The sequence below is a fragment of the Polaromonas naphthalenivorans CJ2 genome (assembly GCF_000015505.1).
GTDB lineage: Bacteria > Pseudomonadota > Gammaproteobacteria > Burkholderiales > Burkholderiaceae_C > Polaromonas > Polaromonas naphthalenivorans.
The window spans coordinates 2,697,462-2,722,893 of sequence record NC_008781.1 but is presented as its reverse complement, the minus strand read 5'-3'; the positions used below and the strand labels follow the sequence as shown (position 1 = coordinate 2,722,893).

Genomic DNA, 25,432 nt, shown 5'->3' with positions numbered 1-25,432 from the left:
ATAGCTGCCTGCGCCCGTCCAGCATGCGCAAAATGCCGATTTCCTTATAAAGCGGCGTTTCTGGCCGGCTCGCTTGCGGGCCGCGGCGCAAACCAGTGCTGCGTGCGGTTGATGATGGCCACCAGCGACAGCATCACCGGCACTTCGACCAGCACGCCGACCACCGTCGCCAGCGCCGCGCCCGACTGCAGGCCGAACAGCGAAATCGCCACCGCCACCGCCAGCTCGAAAAAGTTCGACGTGCCAATCAGGCAGGCCGGGCCAGCCACGTTGTGCGGCAGCTTCAGCGCCTTGGCCCCGATGTAGCTGATGATGAAAATGCCGTAGCTCTGGATGATCAGCGGCACGGCGATCATGGCAATCACCAGTGGCTTGTCCACAATGGTCTGTGCCTGAAAGCCAAACAGCAGCACCACGGTGGCAATCAGCCCGATCACCGACCAGGGCTTGAGCCGCGCCACGAAATCGCCCACCGCATGGGCCGAGCGGCGCTGCAACACATGCCGCGTCGCCATGCCGGCCGCCAGCGGCAGCACGACATACAGCACGGTCGAGAGCACCAGCGTTTCCCACGGCACGGTGATGTTGGTCACGCCGAGCAAGAAGGCGGCAATCGGCGCGAAGGCCACGACCATGATCAGGTCGTTGACCGACACCTGCACCAGCGTGTAATTGGCGTCACCCTTGACCAGCTGGCTCCAGACAAACACCATGGCGGTGCAGGGCGCCACGCCGAGCAAAATCATGCCGGCGATGTATTCACTGGCCGACTGCGCATCAACCCAGGGCGCAAAGATGTATTGGAAAAACAGCACGCCCAGCGCCGCCATGGTGAAGGGCTTGATGAGCCAGTTGACCACCAGCGTCAAGAGCAGGCCGCGCGGTTTCTTGCCCACGTCTTTCACCGCCGTCCAGTCGATCTGGATCATCATGGGGTAAATCATCACCCAGATGAAAACGGCGACCACCAGGTTGACGTGGGCCAGCTCCAGCCCGGCAATCAGCTGGAAGGCGCCGGGCGCCAAGAGGCCAAGGCCGACGCCGGCCACGATGCCCAGCGCGACCCAGACGGTCAGGAAGCGTTCAAACAATCCCATGATTTTCTTTCTTGATCTGGCTGTGTTCAGGCTTGAAGCGGCAGGTCGCGGGCCGTGCCCTGCAGCATCGCGCGTTCGAGTTTTTCAGGCGGCAGGCTGACCAGCAGCGACAGCCGGCGGTGCAGGGCGAGCAGCGTCTGGCGGAAGGCTTCGTGCTTTTGCGCCTCGCTGCCGTCGCCGGCGGACGGGTCGGCGTAGCCCCAGTGCGCCGTGGCGGGCTGGCCGGGCCAGTAGGGGCAGACCTCGCCGGCCGCGTTGTCGCAGACGGTGATCACCAGGTCCATGTGCGGTGCGCCGGGCCGGCCGAACTCGTCCCAGCTCTTGCTGTGCAGGCCTTTGGTGGAAATGCCGGCGTGTTCAAGCACTTGCAGGCCGAGCGGATTGGGCTGCTGGTTCTCGCGCGGGCTGCTGCCGGCCGAATAAGCCTTGAAACGGCCCTGGCCGATGTGGTTCAGGATAGCTTCGGCCAGAATGCTGCGGGCCGAGTTGTGGGTGCACAGGAATAAAACGTGAAGAGGGCGTTCGGACATGGTGAAGGCTCGGGTGGTGGAGAAAGGGGTTGCTATTAAGTTAATAGCTGCTTGTGCTTGTCAGCCGTGCGCAAAAGGCCAAAAAGGCATAAAAATCAGCAAGCAGGCGGCGTGCCGACGCCGCAGGCCTGGCCTTCGCAGCAATGCTCGGTCAGGTAGGCCAGCAGCGCGTTCATGTGTTCGATGCTGGCGCGGTAAATCAGGTTGCGGCCGCGTGCCTCGCTGCTGACCAGGCCTGAATGGGCCAGCTCTTTCAGGTGAAACGACAGCGCGCTCGGCGCCACGGCCAGCTGCTCGGCCATGGCGCCGGGTGTCAGTCCGTCGGGGCCGGCCACCACCAGCGCCCGGAAAGCGCGCAGGCGCTGGGTCTGGGCCAGCGCGGCCAGGGCCTTGACGGCCACGCTTTCGTCAAGCGAGGGCAGGGGGTTGCAGGGGGTTAATGTTTCCATAGTTCAACTATAATTGAAATATCGAATTGAAGCCTTGCGCCATCATGCAGGGGGTGAAAAATTTAACTGGAGAAACTCTACATGTCCTTTGTGACGATCTATCACAACCCGAAATGCGGTACCTCGCGCAATGTGCTGGCGCTGATCCGCAACACTGGCGTCGAGCCCGAGGTCATCGAGTATTTGAAGACGCCGCCCAGCCGGGAAACACTGGTCGAACTGATTGCCCGGATGGCCGTTCCCGTGCGGGATGTGATGCGCGCCAAGGAAGCGCTCTACAGCGAGCTGGCGCTTGGCAACCCGGCGCTCGGCGACGACGCGCTGATCGATGCGATGCTGGCCCATCCGATTTTGATCAACCGGCCCATCGTGGTGACGACGCTGGGCACACGCCTGTGCCGCCCGTCCGAAGCAGTGCTCGACATCTTGCCGCTGCCGCAGCGCGCCGCCTTTGCCAAGGAAGACGGCGAGCCGGTCGTCAACGCACAGGGAGAGCGTGTTGCCGGACGCTAAAACCCTCGCCACATCCCTCGCCGTGGACCTGCCCAACCTCGACCCGGCGCTGTTCGCCGTGCCCGCGCTGGAGCGGCTGCAAACCACGGCCAGCGCGCATGCGCCGCGCATTTTGCTGCTCTACGGCTCGGTGCGCGAACGCTCCTACAGCCGCCTGCTGAGCGAAGAAGCCGCCCGGCTGCTGCAGGCCATGGGCTGCGACACCCGCACCTTCGACCCGCGCGGCCTGCCGCTGCCCGACGACACGCCCGAGACGCACCCCAAGGTGCAAGAACTGCGGCAACTGGCGCAATGGGCCGAGGGCATGGTCTGGACCTCGCCCGAACGCCACGGCGCGATGACCGGCATCATGAAGGTGCAGATCGACTGGATTCCGCTGGCGCAGGGCGCGGTGCGGCCGACGCAGGGCAAGACGCTGGCCCTGATGCAGGTCTCGGGCGGCTCGCAGTCGTTCAACGCCGTCAACCAGCTGCGCGTGCTGGGCCGCTGGATGCGCATGCTGACGATTCCCAACCAGTCGTCGGTCGCCAAGGCCTTTCTGGAGTTTGACGAAGCCGGCCGTATGAAGCCCTCGGCCTACTATGACCGGGTGGTCGATGTGATGGAGGAACTCGTCAAGTTCACGCTGCTGACGCGCGGCGTGTCGCCGTACCTGGTGGACCGCTACAGCGAGCGCCGCGAAAGCGCCGAAGCGCTGTCCAGGCGGGTGAACCAGAGGTCGCTCTAGCTGCTATTTATTTGAGAGCGTATTGTGCAGGTTTGGGCAGGGCTATCGCCTTGAACGGCTTGCAATTTGCCGCCCCGCCCAATCGGCGTGGGCGGCATCCAGCATGTCACTCAGTCTGCCAGTGGGGTAGCCCAGGTCATGTTGCGCCAAGCTGGAGTCGGCGAGCATGGTGCGCGTCAGCACGGCAGCCAGCCCGGGCGTGAGCGACGGTTTTTTGCCGCTGAAGAACGCACCCAGTTGCGCCAGCGAGGCCAGGCTTTTCAATACAAAGTTGGGTACGGTTGACCTTACCGGCTGGCCCCCCGCGCAGCGCGCCACCTCTGCAAATACCTCCAGGTAACTGGCATCCTCACCGCCCAGCACATAGCGCCGGGCGGGGGTTGGATGCGTGGCCGCCGCGATATGCGCCAGGGCCACCGCCGAGACGGCGCAAAAGCTGGCCCAGCCACGCGGGGCGGCCTGCATCTTGCCGTTGGCTGCATCGTCAAACAGGCTGATCCAGCCGGTTACGTCGTACTTGCCCAGGATATGCGCCGGGTGCAGGCTGACCACCGAGAGCCCTTGGCGCGCCGCCTCGGTGAGCAGGGCGTCGGCCTGTAGCTTGGTGCGCAGATATGGGTTGCGGATGCTGCCGGGCTGCAGCGCGGTGTGTTCGTTGATCCTGCCGTTGCCGTCCTGGAACAGGCCCAGCGTCGATGTCATCACCACGCGGCGTGCCTGTCGGTGGCGCGCCGCGTCCAGCAGGCCCTGGGTGGCGGCCACGTTGTCGCGCAGCAAGCGGTGCGCGTCGCCTGACCACATCGACGTATTGCCCGCCAGATGGAATACGGCATCGACTTTCGCGGGCATGGCTGCTGCCACGCTGGCGGCATCTTCGAGCGCACCCTGGCGTACCGTCAGTCCGCTGTCGCGCATCCATGCGGGGGCAGCGCTGCGCACCAGCGCATGCACCGACCACTGGTCCTGGCGTAGCGCTTCGACCAGGTTGCGCCCGACGAAGCCCGCCGCGCCCGTCACAAAGGCTGTTTTATCCAATTTAAATCTCCAGGTTGCAAAAGCCCGAACTGTAGGCAGGGGCTGGCTACACTGAAATCCATGCAAGTCCGTTTAGCATCTTTGCAAAACCTGAATCTGAAAGTGAACTGGGACGATCTGCGTCTGCTGATCGTGGTGGCGGGCCATCCGTCCTTGCTGGAAGTGGGGCGGGTGCTGGGCATTGCGACCACCACCGTGTCGCGCCGCATTGCGGCACTGGAGGCTGGCGTGGGGGCGCAACTGGTGCATCGCACCCATGTGGGCACTGTGTTGACCGCCGCGGGCAAGACGCTGGTTGCGGCCCTGGAGCCGTTGGCGCTGGAGCTGGAGGCCACGGTGCGGCAAAGCGCGGGGGCCGACAGCCAGATCGAAGGCGCCATCAAGGTGTCGGTGGCAGAGGGCTTGGTGCCGCTGACCTTGGAGGCCATCCAGTCTTTCCGCACGGCCCATCCGGGCGTGGTGTTTGAGCTGGACGCGTCGCACCGCAGCTTGGACATGGGTAAAAACGAAGCCGATGTGGCTGTGCGCATGCTGCAGCCCAAGTCGGATGGACTGGTGGTGCGGCGCATTGGTCCGGTCCATTTTGGTGTCTATATGTCCAGCCAACTGCCTTTGGCCCGGTTTGTGCCGCGTGGGGCGGGCCTGTTGGCGCGCCTGGACGGTGTGGTGCTGGGCGGCGAACTGGCGGGTCTGAAGGAGTCGGTGTGGCTGCGCTCGCGCGTGCGGGCCGTGGCGCTGCAAACGCAAACGCTGGGCTCGCTCATCGACGCTGTGCGGCGCGGCATTGGCGTGGGTGTGATTCCAGATGAACTGGTGCGGGTCGATACCCGCCTGCGCCGGCTGTGCGACTGCGAAGCCATGCCGCGCAAGACGCTCTGGCTGATCATGCACCAGCGCACGGCGAAGTTGCCCAGGATTCGGCTGTTTGCCGACCACATGACGGCGCATTTACGCAATGCTTCGGCACCCGCGGGTACAACCGTTGCGCCAGAGGTCTAAATGCCCTCTGGCGCAGACAGAGATTGCGCTCTAGCGCTTTGGCGCTTCCCAGGCGACGGTTCAACCGGTTTTTCACGCCTTTCAGGCTTCTTGTCCTTGATTGACGGGCGCAGGAAGCTCCTTATTGGATAGCGGTCCGGGGCCGGGCGGCCCCTGTCACACAACTGCCACCGAACTGACACGGCCCCGTCACCGCCAACGCTCAGAATTCCGTCATTACAGAATGATGGAGCACGCAATGGAACTGAACCTGAATGAAAAAAGCGCTGGCCGCGCTGCCGGCGCAGCCCTTCACGACATCGACCAGCAGCGGCTGCGCATTCTTCGCTGCACCGCCCGCGCCATGGCCAGCAGCCCCGGCGGCCTGCGCTTCAAGGCCGGAACCCGGCCGTGGCTGGAGGGCCTTCCGGCATCCGCCAGGCGCAATGGCCTGCGTGTGGATGCCACCACGCATTGATGAACCCCCTGCTTCCAGCCCCTTCCCAGGGGCTTTTTTACAACCCCGTGCGCCGGCAAGCAAGCGGCGCGGCCGGTGTTGTGCGATTGACCCCGAAAACAAGGAATCAGCCATGAAAGAACTGCCCACACCGACCTTTGCGTTCTCGCCGGTCGGAACGCCACGGAGGTCACTTCATCCAGGCGCTCATGCGCTCGCTCCAGTCCCGCCGGTGGGGAAAATCTCGGTCAGCTGGGCCCGTCATCAGGACGAGGTCCGAGAAGCGCAGCGGCTGAGGTATCAGGTGTTCGCGCTGGAAATGGGCGCCACCCTGCCCAAGACCGTGCCCGGCCATGACATCGACCTGTTCGATGACTACTGCGAACACCTCTTGGTGCGCGATGCGGCCAGCGGGCAGGTGATCGGCACCTATCGCGTGCTGACGCCGACGCAGGCCAAGCGCGCCGGCAGCACCTACAGCGACATCGAGTTCGACCTGGTCCGGCTGCGAACCTTGCGCGGGCGCATGGTCGAGCTGGGCCGCAGCTGCGTGCATGCCGACCACCGGCACGGCGGCGTGATTCTGGCGCTGTGGGGCGCGCTCGCCGAGTTCATGGGGCGCAACCAACTGGACACCATGATCGGCTGCGCCAGCATCCCGATGCAGCACAACGGCGTGCAGGGCGGGCACGCCGCCGCCAGCATCTGGCGCCAGCTCAGGCAGACGCACCTGGCCGCCATCGAATACCGGGTCACGCCGCGCCTGGCCCTGCCGGTGGAGCAACTGGACGATTCGCTGGTGGTCGAGCCGCCGGCATTGATCCGGGGCTACCTGCGGCTGGGCGCCCGGGTGCTCGGCGCGCCGGCCTGGGACCCGGACTTCAATTCGGCCGACCTGCCGATGATGATGCGCGTTGCCGACCTGCCGGCGCGCTACCTCAAGCATTATTCCGCCAGCGCGGCAGCGGCCTGAACCGGCTCAGGCCCGTTGCCCGTCAGTTGACCAGCACCAGTTTGCCCTTGACGCCGCGCGAACCCATGCGGGCGTAGGCGGCCTTGAGTTCGGCCATCGGCAGGGTGCGGTCGATCACCGGCTTGATGATGCCCTCGGCATACCAGCGCGCAAGTTCGGCCATCGCGCTGGCGTTGGCCTTGGGCTCGTTTTTGGCAAAGCCGCCCCAGAACACGCCGACGATGGACGCGCCCTTGAGCAGCGTCAGGTTCAGCGGCAGCGCCGGAATGCTTCCTGCCGCAAAACCGACCACCAGGTAGCGGCCGCGCCAGGCAATCGAGCGGAAGGCCGGCTCGGCCAGGTCGCCGCCCACCGGGTCGTAAATCACGTCCGGGCCTTTGCCGCCGGTCAGCAGCTTGAGGGCTTCGCGCAGATCCTGCGTGCTGTAGTTGATGGTGGCGTCGGCGCCGATTGATGTGCAGAGTTCGCATTTTTCGTCACTGGAGGCCGCCGCGATGACCCGGGCGCCCAGCGCCTTGGCAATCTGGATGGCCGAGGTGCCGACGCCGCCGGCCGCGCCCAGCACCAGCACCGTCTCGCCGGGCTGGAGCTGCGCGCGGTCGGCCAGCGCATGGTGCGACGTGGCGTAGATCATGATGAAGGCGGCGGCATCGACAAACGGAAAATCTGCCGGCAGGGGCATGCACAGCGCAGCCGGCGCCAGCGTGTGCGTCGCAAAGCCGCCGGTGCCCGACAGGCAGGCGACATGCTGGCCGACCTGCAGGTGGCTCACGCCGTCGCCGACCGCCTGCACCACGCCGGCATATTCGGAGCCGGGCACGAAGGGCAGCGGCGGCTTCATCTGGTACTTGTCCTGCACGATCAGCAGGTCCGGGAAATTCAGGCTGGCCGCCTTGATTTCGATCAGCACTTCGCCCGCCCCAGGCTGCGGCGTGGGCAGTTCCGTCCAGGTCAGGGCGTCAACGCCGGTGGGATTTTCACAAAGCCAGGCATGCATGGGGTATCTCCGAAACAGGGAACATCCAGGCTCATCGGGCGGCAGACAGACCCGATGAAATCGCATCGAGCGGTGATCATAGGCAAACCGGCCCGTCTTGCACCCCTGAAAACCCGCACCGGCTGTCTCGGTCGTGACCGTAGAATCTCAGCATGAAAATCCTGATCTGCAACGACGACGGCTACCAGGCCAGCGGCATCGTCGCCCTGTACGAAGCGCTGAAAACCATTGCCGATGTCGAGGTGGTGGCGCCCGAGCAGAACAACAGCGCCAAATCCAATGCCCTGACGCTGCATTCGCCGATGTATGTGCAGACAGCGGCCAACGGCTTTCGCTACATCAACGGCACGCCCGCCGACTGCGTGCACATCGCCCTGACCGGCCTGCTGGGCTACCGGCCGGACCTGGTGGTGTCGGGCATCAACAACGGCGCCAACATGGGCGACGATACGATTTACTCGGGCACCGTCGGCGCGGCCATGGAAGGCTATCTGTTCGGCATTCCGGCCATCGCGTTTTCCCAGACCGAAAAAGGCTGGACGCATATCGACGTGGCGGCGCAACAGGCGCGCAACCTGATCAAGCAGCTGATCCCTTCGCTCGAAGCCGTGGCCGAAGGCGCGCAGCCGTCCGTTCCGCCCTGGCTGCTCAATGTGAACATTCCCAATCTGCCGGCCGGGCAGGTCGAGGGTTTCAAGGTGTGCCGGCTGGGGCGCCGCCATGCGGCCGAGCGCGTCATCGTGCAGACCAGCCCGCGCGGGGAAAGCATGTACTGGATAGGCGGCGCCGGCCCGGCCAAGGAAGCCGGCGAGGGCACCGACTTTCATGCCACCACCCAGGGCTATGTGTCCATCACGCCGCTGCATGTGGATTTGACGGACCATGAGCGGCTGCCGTACTGGGCGCAAACAGCGGCCAGGCTGACGCACAAGCACTGAGAAGGTAACTGGCCATGAAGACCCCGTTGAAGCCGCCCTTTGATTCCGCCGGCAAACTGTCTTCAGCCGGTTCGCGGCCTGCGTTTCCGGTGCAGCTCAATTCCGGCAAGGGCAACTCTTTTGCTACCAAAACAGTAGCTGCCGCCGCCCGTGCCACAAGCAACAATGGCGGTAATGGCCAAAATGATCTGAAAAAACCGTTTCAACCGGGAGCCTCGGACGGTTTCGGGCTGGACTCGGCGGTGCGCGCGCGCATGGTGCGCCGGCTGGCCGAGCAGGGCGTACTCGATGCACGGGTGCTCGCGGCCATGGGGGCCGTGCAGCGCCACCATTTTGTCGATACCGCGCTGGCCAACATGGCGTATGAAGACACCAGCCTGCCGATTGGGTTTGGCCAGACCATCTCCAAGCCCAGTGTGGTGGCGCGCATGCTCGAATTGCTGCAGCAGGGTTTGACTGACGCCAGCGGCCGCTTGGGGCGGGTGCTCGAGATCGGCACCGGCTGCGGCTACCAGGCGGCGGTCCTCAGCCACCTGGCCACCGAGGTTTACAGCATGGAGCGCCTGCGCGGCCTGCATGACAAGGCCCGGGAGAATCTGCGCCCCCTGCGCCTGGCCAATGTGCACCTGCTGTTCGGCGATGGCATGCACGGTTTTGCCAAGGGCGCGCCGTATGCCGCCATCATTGCCGCAGCCGGCGGCGAAGCCATTCCGCCGGCCTGGACCGAGCAACTGGCCGTGGGCGGACGCCTGGTGGCGCCGCTCCAGGATGCCAGCGGTGCCCAGGCGCTGGCGGTGATTGACAGGACGCCGCAGGGAATTCGGCAGACTTTACTGGAGGCGGTTCACTTTGTCCCTTTAAAATCAGGAATCGGTTGAGCTGGGGCCTGCGCATGGCAGCCCGGCATCAGGCAATGGGCAATGGTTAAAGAAGAAGGAATCAATGAGTAAAAGCACATGGTCAAACAGCAGGGAATCCCTTCCTGCCTGCGGCCCCCACAAGCGCACCCACTGGACTTCCGGACTGGCGCTGCCCTGCGCCCTGGCGGCCGCCGTGCTGCTGGCTGTCGGCTGCGGTTCACGTTCCCTGAGCAATGCGCCCGTCGAAGACCGTGGCACCGGCATGTCGCGCCCGGCGCCCGTTGATCCGGTCAAACTGCTGCCGGGCGCTGAAAATGCCGGGAAACCCGGCTATTACAGCGTCAAGCGCGGCGACACCATGATCCGCATCGGCCTGGAAAACGGCCAGAACTGGCGCGACATTGCCCGCTGGAACAACCTTGAAACTCCCTATCTGATCGAAGTCGGTCAGGTGCTGCGGGTCGTGCCGCCCGGCAGCGACGGAACCCAGGCCGTGGTCCGGCCGGTCCTGCCGGGCTTGGCCGGAAGCGCACCCGTTCAGGGCGGCAGTGGCGCCCAGGCTTCTTCAGCCCCGGTCAATGGCAATGGTTCGGCTTCGCCGGCTTCCTCAGGCAGTGACGAGGATGTCGGCTGGATCTGGCCGGCCCAGGGCCCGCTGGTGGCCGGCTTTGATGAAGCCAAGAACAAGGGGCTGGATATTTCAGGCAAGTCCGGCGACCCCGTGCTGGCGTCCGCCGACGGCCGCGTGGTGTATTCGGGTGCCGGCCTGCGCGGCTACGGCAACCTGATCATCCTCAAGCACAACAACACCTTCCTGACCGCCTATGCGCACAACAAGAGCCTGCTGGTCAAGGAAGACCAGACCGTCAAGAAGGGCCAGAAGATTGCCGAAATGGGCAATAGCGACTCCGAGAAGGTCAAGCTGCATTTTGAAATCCGCCGCCAGGGCAAACCGGTCGATCCGGCCAAATACCTGCCGGCCAAGTAAGCCTTCGAGGCTGAAGTAAAAAAGGAGCCCCGCCTGTGTGCCGGGCTCCTTTTTTCATGCCGGGCCGGATTTTCAGGCCGCATCGGCCCATGGTCTTCAAAAACCGTCCCCTGCGGCCTGAGACAATTGGGAATGATCGAAGAAACCCAGACACCGTCCCCACCCGCACCCGCACCCGCACCCGCCGAGTATCCGATTGACTTGCTGACCGTCGAGTCTCTCGACATCGAAGCGCAGGGCATTGCCCACCGCGCCGATGGCAAGGTCGTGTTCATCGAAGGCGCGCTGCCTTTCGAGCAGGTCACCGCCAACGTGTACCGCAAGAAAAGCAGCTTTGAAAAAGCCACGCTGACGGCGATCTACCGCGAGTCGTCGCAGCGCGTGACGCCTGCCTGCCCGCACTTCGGCATGCACACCGGCGCCTGCGGCGGCTGCAAGATGCAGCACCTGCACATCGGCGCGCAGGTCGCCGTCAAGCAGCGCGTGCTTGAAGACAACCTGCGCTTCATCGGCAAGGTCAAGGCCGACAACCTGCTCAGGCCGATTGAAGGGCCGGCCTGGCATTACCGCTACCGCGCGCGCCTGTCGGTGCGCTATGTGCGCAAGAAAGGCACAGCGCTGGTCGGTTTCCATGAGCGCAAGAGCGCCTACGTGGCCGACATGACCGAGTGCCATGTGGTGCCGCAGCATGTCAGCGACATGCTGGTGCCGCTGCGCGGGCTGATCAGCAGCATGGACGCCCGGGAAACCATCCCGCAGATCGAGCTGGCCTGCGGCGACGACCTGACGGCGATGGTGCTGCGCCACATGGAGCCGCTCAGCGTGGCCGACCTGGCCCGGCTGCGCGCTTTTGCCGCAGCTAATGCGGGCCTGCAGTGGTGGGTTCAGTCCGGCGGGCTGGACACCGTCAAGCTGCTCGATGCGCAGGTCGCGGAGTTGAGCTACGGCCTGCCCGAGTTCGGTATCACCATGCCGTTCAAGCCGACCGATTTCACCCAGGTCAACCCGCACATCAACCAGGTGCTGGTGTCGCGCGCGCTGCGCCTGCTGGGTGTGCAGCCGACCGAGCGGGTGATCGACTGGTTTTGCGGCCTGGGCAATTTCACGCTGCCGCTGGCGACCCGCGCGCGCGAGGTGCTGGGCATTGAAGGCAGCGAGGTGCTGGTCGCCCGTTCACGCGAAAATTATGAACGAAACAAGGCTTCATCGCACGTCCGGCCTGCGCTGGAAGCTACCAAGTTTGTAGCAAGAAACCTGTTCGAAATGACCCCGGCCATGCTGGTCAAAGACGGTGCGGCAGAAAAATGGCTGGTCGATCCGCCGCGCGAAGGCGCGTTCGAGTTGTTCAAGTCGCTGGCCGCGCTGCACCAGCAAGTCGTGACCGGCGTGCCGTGCGACGACGGCATCCACCAGCAGAGCCTGGCGCTGGGCGGCTGGACGCCGCCTAGCCGTATCGTCTATGTGAGCTGCAACCCGGCGACGCTGGCGCGCGATGCGGGCGTGCTGGTCGAGGGCGGCGGCTACCGCTGCACGGCGGCCGGCGTGGTCAACATGTTCCCGCACACCGCGCATGTCGAGTCGATGGCGGTGTTCGAGCGGCTGTAGGCGGTGATGCGCTTGCGGCGCGCATGAAAAAAGGGCCTTGAAGGCCCTTTTTTCGATGGCGTGGCAAAAGCTTATACCAATCCCGCGTCATGACATTACCGATGCCGAAGGCACCATGGCCCAGCGGCGGGAGCACAAAGAGCGGATGGCACCAGGAATCTGCGTGAAGGCATTCCAGGCGTCGCAGCAGGCGTCGACGATCTGCTCGTAGCTGTCGTAGCAACGGTTTGCCAGGTGCCGGTCGCGCAGTTGCTGCCACACCTGCTCGGCCGGGTTGAGTTCGGGTGAACCCGCGGGCAGCGGCAGCAATGAGAGGTTGGAGAACTGGGGCAGTTTGGCGGTGGTATGCCACCCTGCACGATCGAGCACCAGCACCGCGTGGCGCCCCGCAGGCACCGCCTCGCTCAGGGCCTGCAGGTGATGGGCCATTGCCTCGGTATTGGCGTGCGGCATGACCAGACCGACCGCGCTACCCTGCTGTGGACAGACTGCGCCAAAGATGTATGCCGATTCGGACTGCTGCTGGCGCACCACCCGGGGGCGCGTTCCCTTGCGCGCCCACAGGCGCGTTTGCGTGCCGCGCTGGCCAATGCGCATTTCATCTTGAAACCAGATGTCCACCTGCTCAGGCGCAATGCTCGGGGGCAGCGTTGCCGCGACTTCCTGGACGAAGTTTTTTTTTGAATTCGGCTTGTGCCACCGGATCGGCACTGGGACTGACGGCGCGCGCCGAAATCCATACCATGCCCAAGCGCTTCATGAGGTCATACACACCGTTCAAGCTGTAGGCAACGCCAAACTGCCGGTCCAACAACTGGCGAATATCTTCACCCCGAACCCGCCCACCGCCGCGTTCGCACTGGAGTTGTTCGACGGCCTGGCGAAAGGCTTCTTCCTGTGCTTTGGCAAGGCGCTGCGTGCTCCAGTCGTGCGGCATGCCGGCCAGACGGGCCACGCCGCCAGCGGTAAACCACTGTACCCAGCGCATGACCGCGTGGCGGCTCACGCGCAGTGCCGCGCCCACTTCGCTGCAGCTTTTGCCTTCTTTGAGGTGCGCCAGTGCTATCAGGCGCAGTCGCCGGCGCCCATCGGGTTCCTTGCGAGCCAGCCGGTCGAAATCATAGGGCTGCAGCTGATCAATGATTTGCTGGGATAACATTTTCGCAACCTCCATCAAGAGCCAATATCGCTCAGACTTCGATCGCCGACATTGGTTCTTTATCCATCGGGATTGGTATTAGTCGCGTTCGCCGCCCATGATGCCCAGCAGGGCCAGCAAGGCCTGGAACACGTTGAACAGGTCCAGGTACAGGGCCAGCGTGGCGCGGATGTAGTTGGTTTCGCCGCCGTCCAGGATCTGCTTCAGGTCATACAGCATGTAGGCGCTGAAAATGCCGATCACCGCGACCGAAATCGCCATCATGCCGGCCGTGGAGCCGACGAAGACGTTGACGATGGAGCCCACCATCACGACCAGCGCGCCGACGAACAGCCACTTGCCCATGCCGGAAATGTCGCGCTTGATCACGCTGGCCAGCGTCGCCATGACGGCAAACACGCCGGCCGTGCCGCCCATGGCCGTCATGATCAGCTGCGAGCCGTTGCTGAAGCCCAGGATCATGCCGATCATGCGCGACAGCATCAGGCCCATGAAGAAGGTAAAGCCCAGCAGCACCGGAACGCCGGCAGCCGAGTCCTTGGTCTTTTCAATGGCATACATGAAGCCGAAGGCGCCGCCCAGGAAAACGACCAGGCCCAGGCCGCCACCCAGCGCCTGGGTGATGCCGGTGGCCACGCCCAGCCAGGCGCCTGCAATCGTCGGCAGCATGCTCAGGGCCAGCAGCCAGTAGGTGTTGCGCATGACCTTGTTGCGCTGTTCGGCCGAGTTCGCCAGGCCGGCGTAGCCGAAGCGTTGGACGTTATCAGACATAGTTTCAATCTCCCATAGAGCCCGCGAAGGCAGGCAACACTTTCATTTTAAGGGACGTGCCTGTTTTTTCAAGCAAGCCGGCAGACCCAGCTCCTACTATTTGTAAGGGTTCTTTCAGCCTATTTGCAGGCAATCGGTGCGCGCAGGGCTTTCAAATTTGCGTATGCTTGACGCCTTTCACCCTCCATCAGAAAGAATCAAATCTCCATGAAAACCAAAGCCGTGCTTGAACAGGCCGACATCAAACTCATCGCCGCCGCCGCCGAGGCCGAAGCCCTGTCCAACAACTGGGCCGTGACCATCGCCATCGTCGATGACGGCGGCCATTTGCTGCACCTGCAGCGCCTCGATGGCGCGGCGGCCCTGACGGCCCACATTGCACCGGCCAAGGCCAACACCGCCGCCATGGGCCGCCGCGAGAGCAAGTCGTATGAGGACGTCATCAACGGCGGCCGCACGTCATTCCTCTCGGCGCCTTATGTCCAGGGCATGCTCGAAGGCGGCGTGCCCATCGTCAAGGACGGCCAGTGCATAGGCGCGGTCGGCGTCAGCGGCGTGAAGTCCACCGAGGATGCGCAGATTGCCCGCGCCGGCATTGCCGCCATCGGCCTGTAAACTTCCCGGCCTGACGTGAAAAAGCCGACGCCTGGCGTCGGCTTTTTTCATGGAAATTGCGTTCAGCAGCTTTCGTGGCAAGAAAAAAAGCCTGGCTATTCGACCCGGTAAAGGTCCGTGGCTGGCCAAAACGACCTTGGAGCGTGTAGCCCGGATCGTCCCACGATGAAACTGCTTGCTTATTTGGTCAGGATCAATTTGCCCAGACGCGTGGCCTGCAGGCGGTAGGTCAGGCCGTTGTGGCTGATGTCCACTGTTTTTTGGCCGCGCAGCAACTCGGTGCTGTCCACGCAGCCAGGGCGGCTGTCGGCAGCCTGGGGGCTTGACGCGGTCGAGGCCGGTTTCTGGCTTGCGACTATGGCATGGGGTTGCGCTTGGGACATGGATGCTTGCCTCAGTTCTTCGGTTCGGTGATGAAGCCGATCTTGCGCACGCCGGCCTGTTGCGCCGCCGCCATGGCCTGCGCCACGCGCTCGTAGCGAACGGCCTTGTCGCCCCGGATGTGCAGGTCGGGCTGCGGCTCCTGGGCGGCCGCCGCTTTCAGCCGGGGCGCCAGTTCCTCGTCGGTGATTTTCACGTCGTTGAAGTAATAGCTGCCATCGGCATCGACGCTGAGCCGGACCGTTTCCGGCTTGATGAGCTGCTGCTCGTTGCTGGCGCGCGGCAGGTCGATGTTGACGGAATGCTTCATGACCGGCACGGTGATGATGAAGATGATCAGCAGCACCAGCATGACATCGACCAGCGGCGTCATGTTGATCTCGTTCATCACCTCATCGGTGTCGTCCTGGGTTCCGAAGGCCATGCTCAGCTCCCTTTTCTCATGACCAGCACATTGGCCGCGCCGGGGCCGCTCACCCGGGCGCCAGTCAGGAAATAGGCGTGCAGGTCATGCGCGAAACGGTTGAGCTTGCCGCTGACCGACTTGTTGCCGCGCACCAGGGCGTTGTAGCCGAGCACGGCGGGAATGGCGACCGCCAGGCCCATCGCGGTCATGATCAGGGACTCGCCGACCGGGCCGGCCACCTTGTCGATGCTGGCCTGGCCGTTCAGGCCAATCGCCAGCAGCGCGTGGTAGATGCCCCAGACCGTGCCGAACAGGCCGACGAAGGGCGCGGTGGAGCCGACCGAGGCCAGCACGGCCAGGCCGGACTGCATGTTGGCGGTGATGTCGTCAATCGAATTGCGCAGGCTGCGCGTGACCCATTCGCTCAGGTCGAGCGCGTCATGCAGCTGCGGCTTGGTGTTGCCGTCCTTGTGCAGCACATGGGCCGTGGCTTCGCGCCCTTCCAGGGCCAGCAGGCGAAACGGATTGGCCGGGTCGGCGCCGAACTTGGACAGGCCATCGGCAAAGTCGGCGCTGTGCCAGAAGCTTTCGGTCGCCTTGGCCTGCGCCGAGAGCCGGCGCAGGTCGAGCGCCTTGATGATGATGACCATCCATGAGGCCAGCGACATGAGCAGCAGCAGGATGGCAACGCTTTTGGTGACGATGTCGCCTTGTGACCAGACATGGGCAAGGCCGAATTGGGTTTCCATTTTTCTAACGACTCCAGAAGGACTATTCAAGAACAAAATTGATCGGCACGTTGAACCACATGTCCTCGGCCACGCCGCCGCGCTTGCCGGGCACGTAGCGCCATTTGAGGACGGTGGCCAGCGCGGCCTGGTCAAGGCGGTCAAAGCCGCTGGACTGCCGAAGCTCGGCTTTTTGCGGCACGCCATCGGCGCCGATCAGCACGCGGACAACCACCTTGCCCTGCTCGCCGAGGCGCTTGCTGAGCGGGGGATAGGCCGGCTTGGGGTTTTGCAGGTAGTCGGCATTGCTGGACGGCAGCTGCACGGCCGCAGGCGCTGGCGCTGCTGGCGCTTCGGGAGCCGCAGTAGGCGTGCTTGCAACTGCCGGCGCGAGGCTGCCCGTGGGGGCGTTGGGCGAGGGCGTCGGGTCGGCAATGGCCAGCGGCTGCGCTTGCGGCCGGGCGGCTGGCTTCGGAACGACTTTTTTCTGCACACTGGGCGTGACGGGCCGCACCGGCGGCGCGGGTGGAGCCGGCGGGGCGGGTTCTGCCTTGGGTTCGGGGAGTTCGATCAATTGCGCCAGCACCTCGACCGGAACGATCAGTTGCGCCGTGCGCAGCAGCAGGCCGCTTTGCAGCGCCCAGATCAGGCCGGCATGCAGCGCCACCACGCCCAGCGCAATCGCGGCGTTGCGGCTCAGGCGCGGGCGAGGCAGGTCGGCTGGCTGCATGGAGAAGGCTGAAAGGGCGGTGGCGTTCATTGAAGTGGAATCATCATGCGGGCTGATGGCACGGCGTGCCATGACCTGAGTCATGGCTGGCGCCGGAAAATCCAGCAGGCAGAGCCGATCACCAGGATCAGGCTGACGGGAAGGGCGGCAATCACAGCGCCAGGGTGTTCCATGACGGGCCTTTTGCAACAGGGGCGGCCAGCGAGACATTGGCGCTCGGGCGGGTGGCGCTGCATTGCGCGACCACGTCACGGGCGCAGCCTTCGCAGCGGCCGCACTGGGTCGCCACGCCAAGCTCGAACTGGATCTCGTCAAAACCCATGCCGGCATGGGCATGGCGGGCAATTTCGCGGTCAGAGATTCGGCGGCAGACACAGATGATCATGATGGATTGGGCTGGCTGATGAACAAAGAGTGATGATAGTATAAATGCGAATCGCTCTTATTTGCAATAACCTTGTCCGCTGACGGTCACTTATTTTTGACTGCTCCCCGGCCTGAAGGCCGGGGATTCTGATTGCTCACGCGTCAGTTCAGCCGGGCTTTCTTGAACTGCCTGCGCCGGGTGGCGTATTCCTCGCACACGAGCTGGACGGTGGCGCTGCCGACCTTGACACCTTTGCACTTGCTGAAACCCGCCGTGTACTTTTGCAGGTCGTAGGCACTGAGCCACTTCTGGCTCTCGCGGATGGCCGTGTGGTCCCACTGCACGTGGATTCGGCCGCCCGGCGTGTCCACGGCCATGACTTCCAGGGCCTGTGTCAGCGCCAGTTTTTCGCGTCTTTTTGCTTCACCCATCTGGTGACTCCGGCAAATTCGTTGAAACTGGCTCCCAGTCTAGCGTTGCGCAGGTTTACCTGACCTCAATTGCCGGAAATAGGTTGAAATACTCAGGCAGTACATCCAGCAGCAGGCTATCGACGCGTAGGCGCTCAGACCCCGGCATAAATGCCGGGGCTTGCCGCTTGGGGAGGGTCATTCCCGCGAAGGCGGGAATCCAGCAACACGGGCTGAAATACTCAAACGAGTCTGGATACCCGCCCCCGATCAGGCCCTGGGCAGGCTCTTCGCGGGTATGACGATGTTGATTCCAGTACGCATGCGCCAACACGCAAAAGGTATTTTCAAGCACATATTTACTCCTGATTTAATAGCTACTCATGCATACCTTGATTGCGAAATAGGCATATTTGGTACCTGAAAAAGCGGGTTTTAAAGCCAAAACAGGCCCCCAGAGGGCGTGAAAGCGCTGCCCAGGGAGGAAAAACCACTGCTTTTCAGCATAAAATCAGCCTCTAGCGCAATGAGTACGGGCGAAAGCAGCTATGCAATTCATAGCATGGTCAAAACCCTGTCTATCAATAGACGGCATTTCTGAAATTTCTGCGTCCCTTATTGCTGGCCGCATCCTTGGCACTTCTTGAACCGGCCAAGGCAGGGGCTATGCCCTGCGCGGTGATGGGGGCAGGCAGGCCCAGTGATTGTCCAGCCTGACATCGCCCGGCATCATTTTGTGCGGAAGGCGCGCGGCGCCGGAGCTGCCGTTGATCCACAGGGCATCATTCTGGCCGCCAGCCCAGCAGCCCTTGTCCCCAGCGGCCACGGCGCAGGCATTGGGCAGCGCGACCAGTTCGCGCCACGAACCATCGGTATTGAACAAGGCCAGGCCGTGGACACGCGGGCAACCCACGGCCCAGCCGTCCTTCAGGGCGCAAATGGCGCCGCCATAGCCCGCAAGGCTGGTGGCGGCTTCAAACGGTTTGAGCGTGCTGCCGTCAAACAGGGCCAGTACCGGCGCCTGGCTTTTTTGCGCAGCGGCCTCGTGCTCGGCCTGCAGCGCAATGCCCAGCAAGGGCGGATGCTTCGCGTCGGAAGCGTCTTGCCACGCCAGATGCCGCAGGCTCAGGCGCTTGTCCGCCAGGCGCCACTGGCCCCGCAGCGCGCCCGTGCCGGCATCGAGCTTGACGAGCGAGGAGTCCATCTGGTCCAGATCCAGTTTTGCGCGTCCGGTTTCGGGCCGGGTGGGAACGCCGCCGTTGGCCACCAGCAGCGCGGGGTGGGCCGGGTCCGCCTTGTCCCAGATCAGCTCGTGTGAGTCAATGCCGAAAGTCGGCCACTCTTCGAGCTTGACGAGCGAGCGCGCATCGCGCACGCCGACCAGCCCGGCGCCGGTTTCCAGGTCCGTCTCGGTGGTGTAGAGCCGCTGACCATCGGGGCTGGCGATGACATGCCCGTTGAAGGCCCGGCCGGGGTCAGCCCATTGCCATTGCACCGGCTTGCCGCCCTGGGGCGACCAGCGCAGCAGCCAGTCGCCGGGCCGGCGGGCCACCGCCAGCAGGCTGTCGTCCGGCAGGGCCAGCACGCCATGCGCGCGCGTTGGCACGGCGATGGATTGCACGATGCCCAGCGTGTCCAGCGCGCCCTGGGCTTGCGGTGACAGCACGCCAACCGCAAAACCGCCAGCGCCTTCCCACGCGGCGACCAGCAGCGCGGAAGGCGGCGATGCGGCCGGGCGCGTGGCTGCGCTGCAAAGCCAGGGTGCCAAACCCAGTCCGCCAAGGCCGCCCAGCATGCCAAGCGCCGCGCGCCGGGTGCTCATGCCCCTTAGTCTCCGTCGGCGTCGGAAAAGCCCATGCTGATGTCCAGCGCAGGCGCGACTTTGCCCTCGGCCACGCGCTTGAGGCTGGCCAGCGAACGGGCGGCATCGAGCACCTGCGTATGACCCGGCGCACGGCCGGCGGCGAGGTTTCGGATGCGCAGGTCGGTTTGCCGGGTCGCGGCCAGCAGCGCGTCGGCCACCGGGTTGAGTCCCTTGCCGCGCAGGTAAGTCTCCAGCGGCACCAGCCCTTGGCCGGGCAACGGGGCTTCCTGGCCCGTCAGCACGCCCAGGCTGCGCAGCGCTTCCCATTGGTTGGCCCAGCTTTGCGCCGTCTGGCCGCTGGCCGCGCGGGGCCACTCGGGGGCTTCCCTGGGCTTGGCCGCGCGCAGCGGCTTTTCCATCTGCGCCCAGCGCAGGCGTTCCAGGCCGCCCACCCATTGATTGACCAGCTCGCCCATTCCCGCAATGACCGTTTCCGGCTCGGCGTTTGGCCAGTCGGTTGCCGCCAGCGCCTTGAAGTCGTGCTGCAAGGCCAGTGCCTCGCGCTCCACGTCCAGCGCCACCTCTTGCGCATAAGCGCAGGCGGCCGAGGCCGGCACCACCGGCTGCGTCCACAGCAGCCATTCGAGCGCCGGCAGGCCCTTGGCCGGCGTGCCGACCCGCTCCATGGCCGCAGGCCCTTGCGGCGCGGTGCGGATGGCCTTGTCGATGAGGGCCGGGCGCGTCGGCGAAAAGTCGATTTGCCGCTGGGAGCGGCGCGTGATCAGCGGCCCGACGGCCACCGTCGAAAGCCGCTCCCAGGCGCGGGTCGTGGCTTGCCACTGCATGCGCGCGGCAGACTGCGCTTCGCCGGCTGGCGGGCTGGCATTGCACAGCGCCTTGACAGCGGCCGGCAAGGCCTGCGCCTCGCGCGCGAAGTCGTCGGCCCGTGGCCGCGTCCAGTGCTGGTGCAGCCCTTGCAGGATGTTGTCCGGGGTGTAGGCCGGAACGGCGACTTTCGCCCAGTTGGCCTGCGCCATGGCCGATCCGCAGGCCAGCAGGCTGACCGCCAGCACCAGGGCCGGCCGCATCCGGGGTGCGCAGGGAATGGAAAACACCGGCAGCGAAAATTTCACAATGACTCCACGAATTTGACCAGCGCCTCACGCTCGGCCTTGTTCATCTTCAGCACCTGCTGCCGGCTGGCCTCGGCCTCGCCGCCGTGCCACAGAATAGCTTCGAGCGCGCCACGCGCCCGGCCGTCGTGCAGCAGCCGGTCATGGCTGTTGACATCGCGGATCAGGCCGATGCCCCACAAGGGCGGCGTTTTCCACTGGCGGCCGCTGGCCTGGAAATCGGGCCGGCCATCGGCCAGGCCTTCGCCCATGTCGTGCAGCAGCAAGTCGGTGTAGGGCCAGATGCGCTGGCCGTTCAGCGCCTTGCTGGTCAGCTGCGGAAAAGGCCCCGCCGTGGTGACATAGTCGGGCCGGTGGCAGGCGGCGCACTGCGCTTGCGCGAACAGCCGCTGGCCGTGCACGGTTTGCGCGTCGTGTGCGTTCCTGCGCGCCGGGGGCGCCAGCGTGGCCTGGTAGAACACCACATCGCCCAGCGTCTTGTCGTCGATTTCGGGGCCTTCGCCGTGCGCGCCGCGCGGCGACTTCAGGCAATCGGTTTGGGTGGGCGTGCAGCTTTCGTCGGGCGCCTTCGATGAGGTGATGCCGACATCGCCCCGGAAAGCGCCGGCGGTCTGGTGCGCCACGCTGGCGACGTTGGCCTTCCAGCCAAAACGGCCCAGCATTTCGCGCCCGGCAAACGCATCCCAGACGCGGTTCGGCTGGCCCTTGATGGGGCCGGGCGTGGCCGCTTGCCGGGCCGCATTGCCGAGAATCTCCGTTTCGGGAATAGCTTCGAGCAGGCCCACGCCAATGATCTGCGGCGCGATGCGCGGCCCGATCATCACGCCGGGGTGCATGGGGCCGTAGCCCAGATGGCTGAAGCTGTAAACCGGTTGTTGCAGCGTGTAGCGCGTGCCGTCGGCAAAGCGGCCGCTGACCGGCGTGTAGCGAATCACCACCTCGCCCTCGGGCTTGACGCCTTGCACCGCCGCGTTGTTGAACTGGTCGCCGTACACCGGCTCGGGCACCACGCCGGCCTTGGGATTGGCGTTGCCGGGCACCGACAGGCGCATCAGCAGCCCGACCGCCGGGTCTTGCCCCAGCCGGTTGCGGATTTGCGGCGGCTGGCCGCGTCCGTCGGTCACATGGCAGCCGCCGCAGGAGCGGGCGATGAAGTGCGGCCCGAGCCCGTCGCGCGCCGTGGTGGAGGCCGGCGCCTCGACCCAGTTGCGCTTGAAAAACGAGTTGCCGATGACAAAGCGCGTGCGCTCCTCGTCGCTCAGGTTGGCCGCCGGGAACGAAAAGGCATTGCGCCCGCTGGCAAACACGGTGGTGTCGCCGCCGGGTTTTTCATCGTCCGGCGGGCTGGCCGCGCCGATGCCGAGGCTCATTCCAAGACTGGCGCTTGCGCAGAGCAGCGCGGCGGCAAAACGTATTCCCATCATGGTTTTTCCATTACTTCTTGGGTGCGTCGAATGCGACTCTGGTAATGCCCACGGCCTTGGCCGAGGCCGCCAGATCCTTGCTTTGCTGCGTCAGGCTGGCTATGGTTTTCTGGATGCGCAAGCGCCCGGCTGCGTCCTTGGCGCCGACGATTTCACGGTCAAACGGCGCCTGGATGCCTTCGGCGGCCACGACCGAGCCCGTGATCTGCTTCGTGGTTCGTTCGGCCAGACCAGCGTCCTTGACCGCCACGAGGTCGCGCAGGGACGCGCCTTTGAGCACGCTGTCGTCGGCGCGCTTGTATTCGCCCAGCCAGACGTTCTGGATGCCACGGGCGTTGTTCACCACATCGCGGTGCGTGTTGTCGGAAAAGCACGAATGCTCGTCTTCCTGGTCCTGGCTGTTCAGCGCCACTTCCAGGCGTTCGCCGGCCAGCTCGCCGCGCGACAGCGAGCCCAGGCCCAGCAGAATCTTGCGCACTGATTCCTGGCCGCCCTTTTCAAACTTGGCGCGGTAGTTGGTCTTGACCCCGGGCGCCCACTGTTTGGCCACGCCGCTCAGGTCGTCAACCAGCAGTTCGGTGACCGTGGTCAGGTACTGGCGGCGGCGGTCGGCGTTGGGTTTCTTGCCATCGACAAAATCTTCAAAGCTGCGGTCGCCGGGTCCGGTTTCCGACACATCCTGGCCCCACAGCAAAAACTCGATGGCATGCCAGCCGGTGGCGATGTTTTCTTCGCCGCCGCGCTCGTTTTGCGCCGCTAGGGCCTTTTTGCTGATGGCGAACTTGCGCTTGTTGATCAGGCCGCTGCCGGGCTTGCTGTTGACGCCGTCCACATACGATTCATCCATCGGCCAGGCGTTGATGCGGCCTTCGGGGCCGTTGGCGTCGTCAATCGGGCCGCCATAGAAGCGGAAGGCTTCGGTCTGGCCGTAGAACTCGCGCGCCGCCAGCCAGGCCTTGCGCGCCGCTGCCAGGCTGTCGGCCGAAGGCGACTTGGCGAAGGCGTCGATGGCTTGTTGCATGGTTTTTGCGGCGGTCAGCGTGTCGGCATAGCTGGCTTCGACCAGGGCCGCGTAGTGTGAGGCCACTGCATTGAACGACACCGCGCCGGCGGGGGCCGTGACCCCGGCGGGGGCTGGGGCCGTCTGGGCCATGGCGGTCTGCGATGCGGGGAATAGCGCCAGCAGGCTTGCTGCGATGACAAGATGTTTCATGAAGCTCCTTGGAACAGTGCGGCGAAAAAAGCAAATAAGAATTATTCGTATTCTACTGTTGAAGAAATCCCGCACTGCCATGTTCCCGCAACACATGCTTGGGAGTGAACCTGGATCAGTATCAAAAGAATAGCTGACTATGCCCGCTGATTATGCGCAAAGTGCCAATTTGACTTGTAAAAACCAATTGGATGGCACATTCGGCTTGAGGCGCTGCCGAAGCAACTCTGGCCCCGGATTGAAACCGGAGGCGGATCAGTCCGGCTTGAACAGGATCTCGGGCGTGGCCTGCGCCAGCGTGCGGCAGCCGCACAGCGCCATGGCGATTTCCAGCTCGTCGCGCAGCAGGCGCAGCACATGCGCCACGCCCAGCGCGCCGGCATTGGCCAGGCCATGGATATAGGGCCGCCCGACCAGCACGGCACTGGCGCCCAGCGCCATGGCCTTCAGGATGTCCGTGCCGCGACGGATGCCGCCATCGACCAGCACCGGCAATTCGCCGGCCACGGCCTGCACGATGCGCGGCAGCACGCTGGCCGTGGCCGGTGCGGTGTCCAGCGTGCGCCCGCCGTGGTTGGACGCGATGATGCCGGCCACCTGCAAGACGGCGGCCTGGCGCGCGTCGCCGGGATGCAAAATGCCTTTCAGCAACACCGGCAGGCGCGTGATGGATTGCAGCCAGGCGACATCGTCCCAGGTCGGGGTGTTGACCAGCAAACCATCGAACAGCGCGCTCTGGCCCGGCTGCAGGGCCACTTGCGGCGGGGGCGCCAGACCGGCCAGGTTGACTGCAGACACATGCGCGGGCAAATGGAAATTCGCGCGCCTTTCACGGTCGCGCGCGCCGCTGGCCGGCGCATCGACCGTCAGCACCAGCGCTTCGTAGCCGGCCTGCTCGGCGCGCTGCACCAGTTCGCGGGTAAAGCCCCGGTCAGGCTGGATGTAGAGTTGGAACCACAGCGGGCCACGCTGCGGGTCGCCCGCGATGGCCTGCGCCACCGTCTCCAGCGGCATGCTGGCCTGGGTGCTCAGCACCATGCCGGCACCCAGCGCCGAGGCCGCGTAGGCGCTGGCCACTTCGCCGCCCGCATGCGCCATGCGCTGATAGGCCACGGGCGCCAGAAAAACAGGGTGCGCCAATGTCCGGCCCAGCAACTCGATGCGCGTGTGGCCGCCGGCCAGCGGCTGCAGCACGCGCGGATGCAGCAGGCGCTCGCTCCAGGCGCTGCAGTTGGCGCGCAGCGTGATCTCATCGCCCGCGCCGCCGCTGAAGTAGGCCCAGGCGTTGTCGTCAAGCCGGCTCCGTGCATGCGCTTCATGGTCGGCGAGGGTGACGACGCCGGCTGGAATCTGCTCCACGGACAGCGGCGCCGCGACCACTGGAATACCTTCGCCCTCACGGGCTGCGGTGCGAGCTTGCTTGGGGCGGCCCGGCGCGGCGCTCATGTGTCGGCCCACATGCGCAGCAGGTTGTGGTAGGTGCCGGTCAATGCCGTCGTCTCGGCGGTTTCGCCATGCCGCTCGCGCAGGCGCAGCAGGTTCATGTCGAGTTCATAAAGCAGGCGCCGCTGGTCATCGCCGCGCACCAGGCTTTCGATCCAGAAAAAGCAGGCCAGCCGGTGCCCGCGCGTCACCGGCCGGACCTGGTGCAGGCTGGTGCCCGGATACAGCACGGCATGCCCGGCCGGCAGCTTGACGCGCTGCTCTCCATACGTGTCGGCAATGGTGAGTTCGCCGCCGTCATAGTCGCCGGGGTCGTTCAAAAATACCGTGCAGGAGATGTCGGTGCGCACGCGCTGCGGGCTGTTGGGAACGGCGCGGATGGCATTGTCAACATGGTTGCCGTAAAAATTGCTGTCGCCGCCGTATCGGTTGATGCGCGGCGGAAACATCTTTTTCGGCAGCGCGGCGGAAAAAAAGACCGGGCTGCCATCAAGCCCTTTCATCACCATTGCCTGAATGGCGCGCGTCGCCTCGCAATCGGAGGGAAGCTGTTCATTGTTCTTGACCTGCGCGGCCTGGATGCCGGCCGTGGCGCGGCCATCGGCCCAGGGCGCCGCCGACAGCAGCGCGCGCGCGGCCAGCAGGTCCGCAGGGGAAAGGAGATTGGGAAGGGTCAGCAGCATGGCGGTTCAGGGCTTTGG

General features: G+C 64.8%; 31 protein-coding genes. 10 read left to right on the top strand and 21 right to left on the bottom strand.

Annotated features, from left to right (window positions below; all coding sequences use genetic code 11):
* Positions 1–44 precede the first annotated feature (44 nt).
* The 3 genes from arsB to PNAP_RS12930 form a co-directional block, all read right to left on the bottom strand.
* Positions 45–1,097: an ACR3 family arsenite efflux transporter gene (arsB, locus tag PNAP_RS12940; RefSeq protein ID WP_011801969.1), complete on the bottom strand. Its 1,053-nt coding sequence runs from the start codon at positions 1,095–1,097 to the stop codon at positions 45–47.
* 26 nt (positions 1,098–1,123) lie between these two features.
* Positions 1,124–1,627, bottom strand: coding sequence for an arsenate reductase ArsC (locus PNAP_RS12935; RefSeq protein ID WP_011801968.1), 504 nt, complete (start codon positions 1,625–1,627; stop codon positions 1,124–1,126).
* 95 nt (positions 1,628–1,722) lie between these two features.
* Positions 1,723–2,076: an ArsR/SmtB family transcription factor gene (locus tag PNAP_RS12930; RefSeq protein WP_011801967.1), complete on the bottom strand. Its 354-nt coding sequence runs from the start codon at positions 2,074–2,076 to the stop codon at positions 1,723–1,725.
* An 81-nt stretch (positions 2,077–2,157) separates the two neighbouring features.
* On the opposite strand from PNAP_RS12930, the gene arsC reads away from it, so the two are divergent.
* Together arsC and arsH are read left to right on the top strand one after the other, a co-directional pair.
* On the top strand, positions 2,158–2,589 hold the full coding sequence (arsC, locus tag PNAP_RS12925) for an arsenate reductase (glutaredoxin) (protein ID WP_011801966.1): 432 nt from the start codon (positions 2,158–2,160) through the stop codon (positions 2,587–2,589).
* A complete protein-coding gene (gene arsH / locus PNAP_RS12920) occupies positions 2,576–3,316 on the top strand; it encodes an arsenical resistance protein ArsH (RefSeq protein ID WP_011801965.1) in 741 nt (246 codons plus the stop codon). Before arsC ends, arsH begins: the two co-directional genes overlap by 14 nt.
* 42 nt (positions 3,317–3,358) lie before the next feature.
* Here the strand turns inward: arsH and PNAP_RS12915 are convergent, their stop codons facing one another.
* Complete coding sequence (locus tag PNAP_RS12915; protein ID WP_011801964.1) at positions 3,359–4,351, bottom strand: SDR family oxidoreductase; 993 nt, start codon at positions 4,349–4,351, stop codon at positions 3,359–3,361.
* Positions 4,352–4,453: 102 nt separating this feature from the next.
* On the opposite strand from PNAP_RS12915, the gene PNAP_RS12910 reads away from it, so the two are divergent.
* The 3 genes from PNAP_RS12910 to PNAP_RS12900 all read left to right on the top strand — a co-directional run bounded on the left by PNAP_RS12910 (position 4,454) and on the right by PNAP_RS12900 (position 6,759).
* A complete protein-coding gene (locus tag PNAP_RS12910) occupies positions 4,454–5,350 on the top strand; it encodes a LysR family transcriptional regulator (RefSeq protein ID WP_198140635.1) in 897 nt (298 codons plus the stop codon).
* 238 nt (positions 5,351–5,588) lie between these two features.
* Positions 5,589–5,807 (top strand): hypothetical protein, encoded by a 219-nt coding sequence (locus tag PNAP_RS12905; RefSeq protein WP_232290696.1) that lies wholly within the window; start codon positions 5,589–5,591, stop codon positions 5,805–5,807.
* A gap of 112 nt (positions 5,808–5,919) precedes the next feature.
* On the top strand, positions 5,920–6,759 hold the full coding sequence (locus tag PNAP_RS12900; RefSeq protein WP_011801961.1) for a GNAT family N-acetyltransferase: 840 nt from the start codon (positions 5,920–5,922) through the stop codon (positions 6,757–6,759).
* 22 nt (positions 6,760–6,781) lie between these two features.
* Here the strand turns inward: PNAP_RS12900 and PNAP_RS12895 are convergent, their stop codons facing one another.
* On the bottom strand, positions 6,782–7,756 hold the full coding sequence (locus PNAP_RS12895) for an NADPH:quinone oxidoreductase family protein (protein WP_011801960.1): 975 nt from the start codon (positions 7,754–7,756) through the stop codon (positions 6,782–6,784).
* A 152-nt stretch (positions 7,757–7,908) separates the two neighbouring features.
* On the opposite strand from PNAP_RS12895, the gene surE reads away from it, so the two are divergent.
* From surE to rlmD, 4 genes are all read left to right on the top strand, one after another.
* Positions 7,909–8,694, top strand: a complete 786-nt coding sequence (gene surE / locus PNAP_RS12890) for a 5'/3'-nucleotidase SurE (RefSeq protein ID WP_011801959.1) — start codon at positions 7,909–7,911, stop codon at positions 8,692–8,694.
* Positions 8,695–8,708: 14 nt separating this feature from the next.
* Positions 8,709–9,572, top strand: a complete 864-nt coding sequence (locus PNAP_RS12885; protein WP_011801958.1) for a protein-L-isoaspartate(D-aspartate) O-methyltransferase — start codon at positions 8,709–8,711, stop codon at positions 9,570–9,572.
* A gap of 64 nt (positions 9,573–9,636) precedes the next feature.
* Complete coding sequence (locus tag PNAP_RS12880; protein ID WP_011801957.1) at positions 9,637–10,542, top strand: peptidoglycan DD-metalloendopeptidase family protein; 906 nt, start codon at positions 9,637–9,639, stop codon at positions 10,540–10,542.
* Between the two features lie 132 nt (positions 10,543–10,674).
* On the top strand, positions 10,675–12,147 hold the full coding sequence (gene rlmD, locus PNAP_RS12875) for a 23S rRNA (uracil(1939)-C(5))-methyltransferase RlmD (protein WP_011801956.1): 1,473 nt from the start codon (positions 10,675–10,677) through the stop codon (positions 12,145–12,147).
* 87 nt (positions 12,148–12,234) lie between these two features.
* Here rlmD and PNAP_RS12870 read toward each other — a convergent pair whose 3' ends face one another.
* The 3 genes from PNAP_RS12870 to PNAP_RS12860 form a co-directional block, all read right to left on the bottom strand.
* The gene (locus tag PNAP_RS12870) at positions 12,235–12,858 is read right to left on the bottom strand and encodes an IS630 family transposase (protein ID WP_157040254.1); all 624 of its coding nucleotides are present in this window, start codon (positions 12,856–12,858) and stop codon (positions 12,235–12,237) included.
* Positions 12,773–13,306 carry a helix-turn-helix domain-containing protein gene (locus tag PNAP_RS12865; RefSeq protein WP_011801301.1) on the bottom strand — a complete coding sequence of 178 codons (534 nt, stop codon included), beginning with the start codon at positions 13,304–13,306 and terminating at the stop codon, positions 12,773–12,775. Before PNAP_RS12865 ends, PNAP_RS12870 begins: the two co-directional genes overlap by 86 nt.
* A gap of 78 nt (positions 13,307–13,384) precedes the next feature.
* Entirely contained in the window at positions 13,385–14,077 is a 693-nt protein-coding gene (locus tag PNAP_RS12860) for a Bax inhibitor-1/YccA family protein (RefSeq protein ID WP_011801954.1), read from the bottom strand.
* Positions 14,078–14,284: 207 nt separating this feature from the next.
* Between PNAP_RS12860 and PNAP_RS12855 the strand changes: the two genes are divergently transcribed.
* The gene (locus PNAP_RS12855; RefSeq protein WP_011801953.1) at positions 14,285–14,692 is read left to right on the top strand and encodes a GlcG/HbpS family heme-binding protein; all 408 of its coding nucleotides are present in this window, start codon (positions 14,285–14,287) and stop codon (positions 14,690–14,692) included.
* A gap of 179 nt (positions 14,693–14,871) precedes the next feature.
* On the opposite strand, the gene hemP is transcribed toward PNAP_RS12855, so the two are convergent.
* The 13 genes from hemP to PNAP_RS12790 all read right to left on the bottom strand — a co-directional run bounded on the left by hemP (position 14,872) and on the right by PNAP_RS12790 (position 25,414).
* Positions 14,872–15,075, bottom strand: a complete 204-nt coding sequence (gene hemP / locus PNAP_RS12850; protein ID WP_011801952.1) for a hemin uptake protein HemP — start codon at positions 15,073–15,075, stop codon at positions 14,872–14,874.
* Positions 15,076–15,086: 11 nt separating this feature from the next.
* The gene (locus tag PNAP_RS12845; RefSeq protein ID WP_011801951.1) at positions 15,087–15,497 is read right to left on the bottom strand and encodes an ExbD/TolR family protein; all 411 of its coding nucleotides are present in this window, start codon (positions 15,495–15,497) and stop codon (positions 15,087–15,089) included.
* Between the two features lie 2 nt (positions 15,498–15,499).
* Positions 15,500–16,228: a MotA/TolQ/ExbB proton channel family protein gene (locus PNAP_RS12840; RefSeq protein WP_011801950.1), complete on the bottom strand. Its 729-nt coding sequence runs from the start codon at positions 16,226–16,228 to the stop codon at positions 15,500–15,502.
* 22 nt (positions 16,229–16,250) lie between these two features.
* Positions 16,251–16,937: an energy transducer TonB gene (locus PNAP_RS12835; RefSeq protein ID WP_041377246.1), complete on the bottom strand. Its 687-nt coding sequence runs from the start codon at positions 16,935–16,937 to the stop codon at positions 16,251–16,253.
* A 151-nt stretch (positions 16,938–17,088) separates the two neighbouring features.
* Complete coding sequence (locus PNAP_RS12830) at positions 17,089–17,322, bottom strand: (2Fe-2S)-binding protein (protein WP_011801948.1); 234 nt, start codon at positions 17,320–17,322, stop codon at positions 17,089–17,091.
* A gap of 143 nt (positions 17,323–17,465) precedes the next feature.
* A complete protein-coding gene (locus PNAP_RS27665) occupies positions 17,466–17,735 on the bottom strand; it encodes a hypothetical protein (RefSeq protein WP_011801947.1) in 270 nt (89 codons plus the stop codon).
* A gap of 55 nt (positions 17,736–17,790) precedes the next feature.
* Positions 17,791–18,069, bottom strand: a complete 279-nt coding sequence (locus PNAP_RS12820; protein ID WP_157040283.1) for a hypothetical protein — start codon at positions 18,067–18,069, stop codon at positions 17,791–17,793.
* A 309-nt stretch (positions 18,070–18,378) separates the two neighbouring features.
* Positions 18,379–19,536: a DUF1513 domain-containing protein gene (locus PNAP_RS12815; RefSeq protein WP_011801945.1), complete on the bottom strand. Its 1,158-nt coding sequence runs from the start codon at positions 19,534–19,536 to the stop codon at positions 18,379–18,381.
* A gap of 5 nt (positions 19,537–19,541) precedes the next feature.
* Complete coding sequence (locus PNAP_RS12810) at positions 19,542–20,651, bottom strand: imelysin family protein (protein WP_011801944.1); 1,110 nt, start codon at positions 20,649–20,651, stop codon at positions 19,542–19,544.
* The gene (locus tag PNAP_RS12805) at positions 20,648–22,075 is read right to left on the bottom strand and encodes a di-heme oxidoreductase family protein (protein ID WP_011801943.1); all 1,428 of its coding nucleotides are present in this window, start codon (positions 22,073–22,075) and stop codon (positions 20,648–20,650) included. The genes PNAP_RS12810 and PNAP_RS12805 overlap by 4 nt, the downstream gene beginning before the upstream one ends.
* 10 nt (positions 22,076–22,085) lie before the next feature.
* Positions 22,086–23,288 (bottom strand): imelysin family protein, encoded by a 1,203-nt coding sequence (locus PNAP_RS12800; RefSeq protein WP_011801942.1) that lies wholly within the window; start codon positions 23,286–23,288, stop codon positions 22,086–22,088.
* Positions 23,289–23,543: 255 nt separating this feature from the next.
* On the bottom strand, positions 23,544–24,734 hold the full coding sequence (locus PNAP_RS12795; RefSeq protein WP_011801941.1) for an alpha-hydroxy acid oxidase: 1,191 nt from the start codon (positions 24,732–24,734) through the stop codon (positions 23,544–23,546).
* Positions 24,731–25,414 (bottom strand): Fe2+-dependent dioxygenase, encoded by a 684-nt coding sequence (locus PNAP_RS12790; RefSeq protein WP_011801940.1) that lies wholly within the window; start codon positions 25,412–25,414, stop codon positions 24,731–24,733. Before PNAP_RS12790 ends, PNAP_RS12795 begins: the two co-directional genes overlap by 4 nt.
* Positions 25,415–25,432 lie beyond the last annotated feature (18 nt).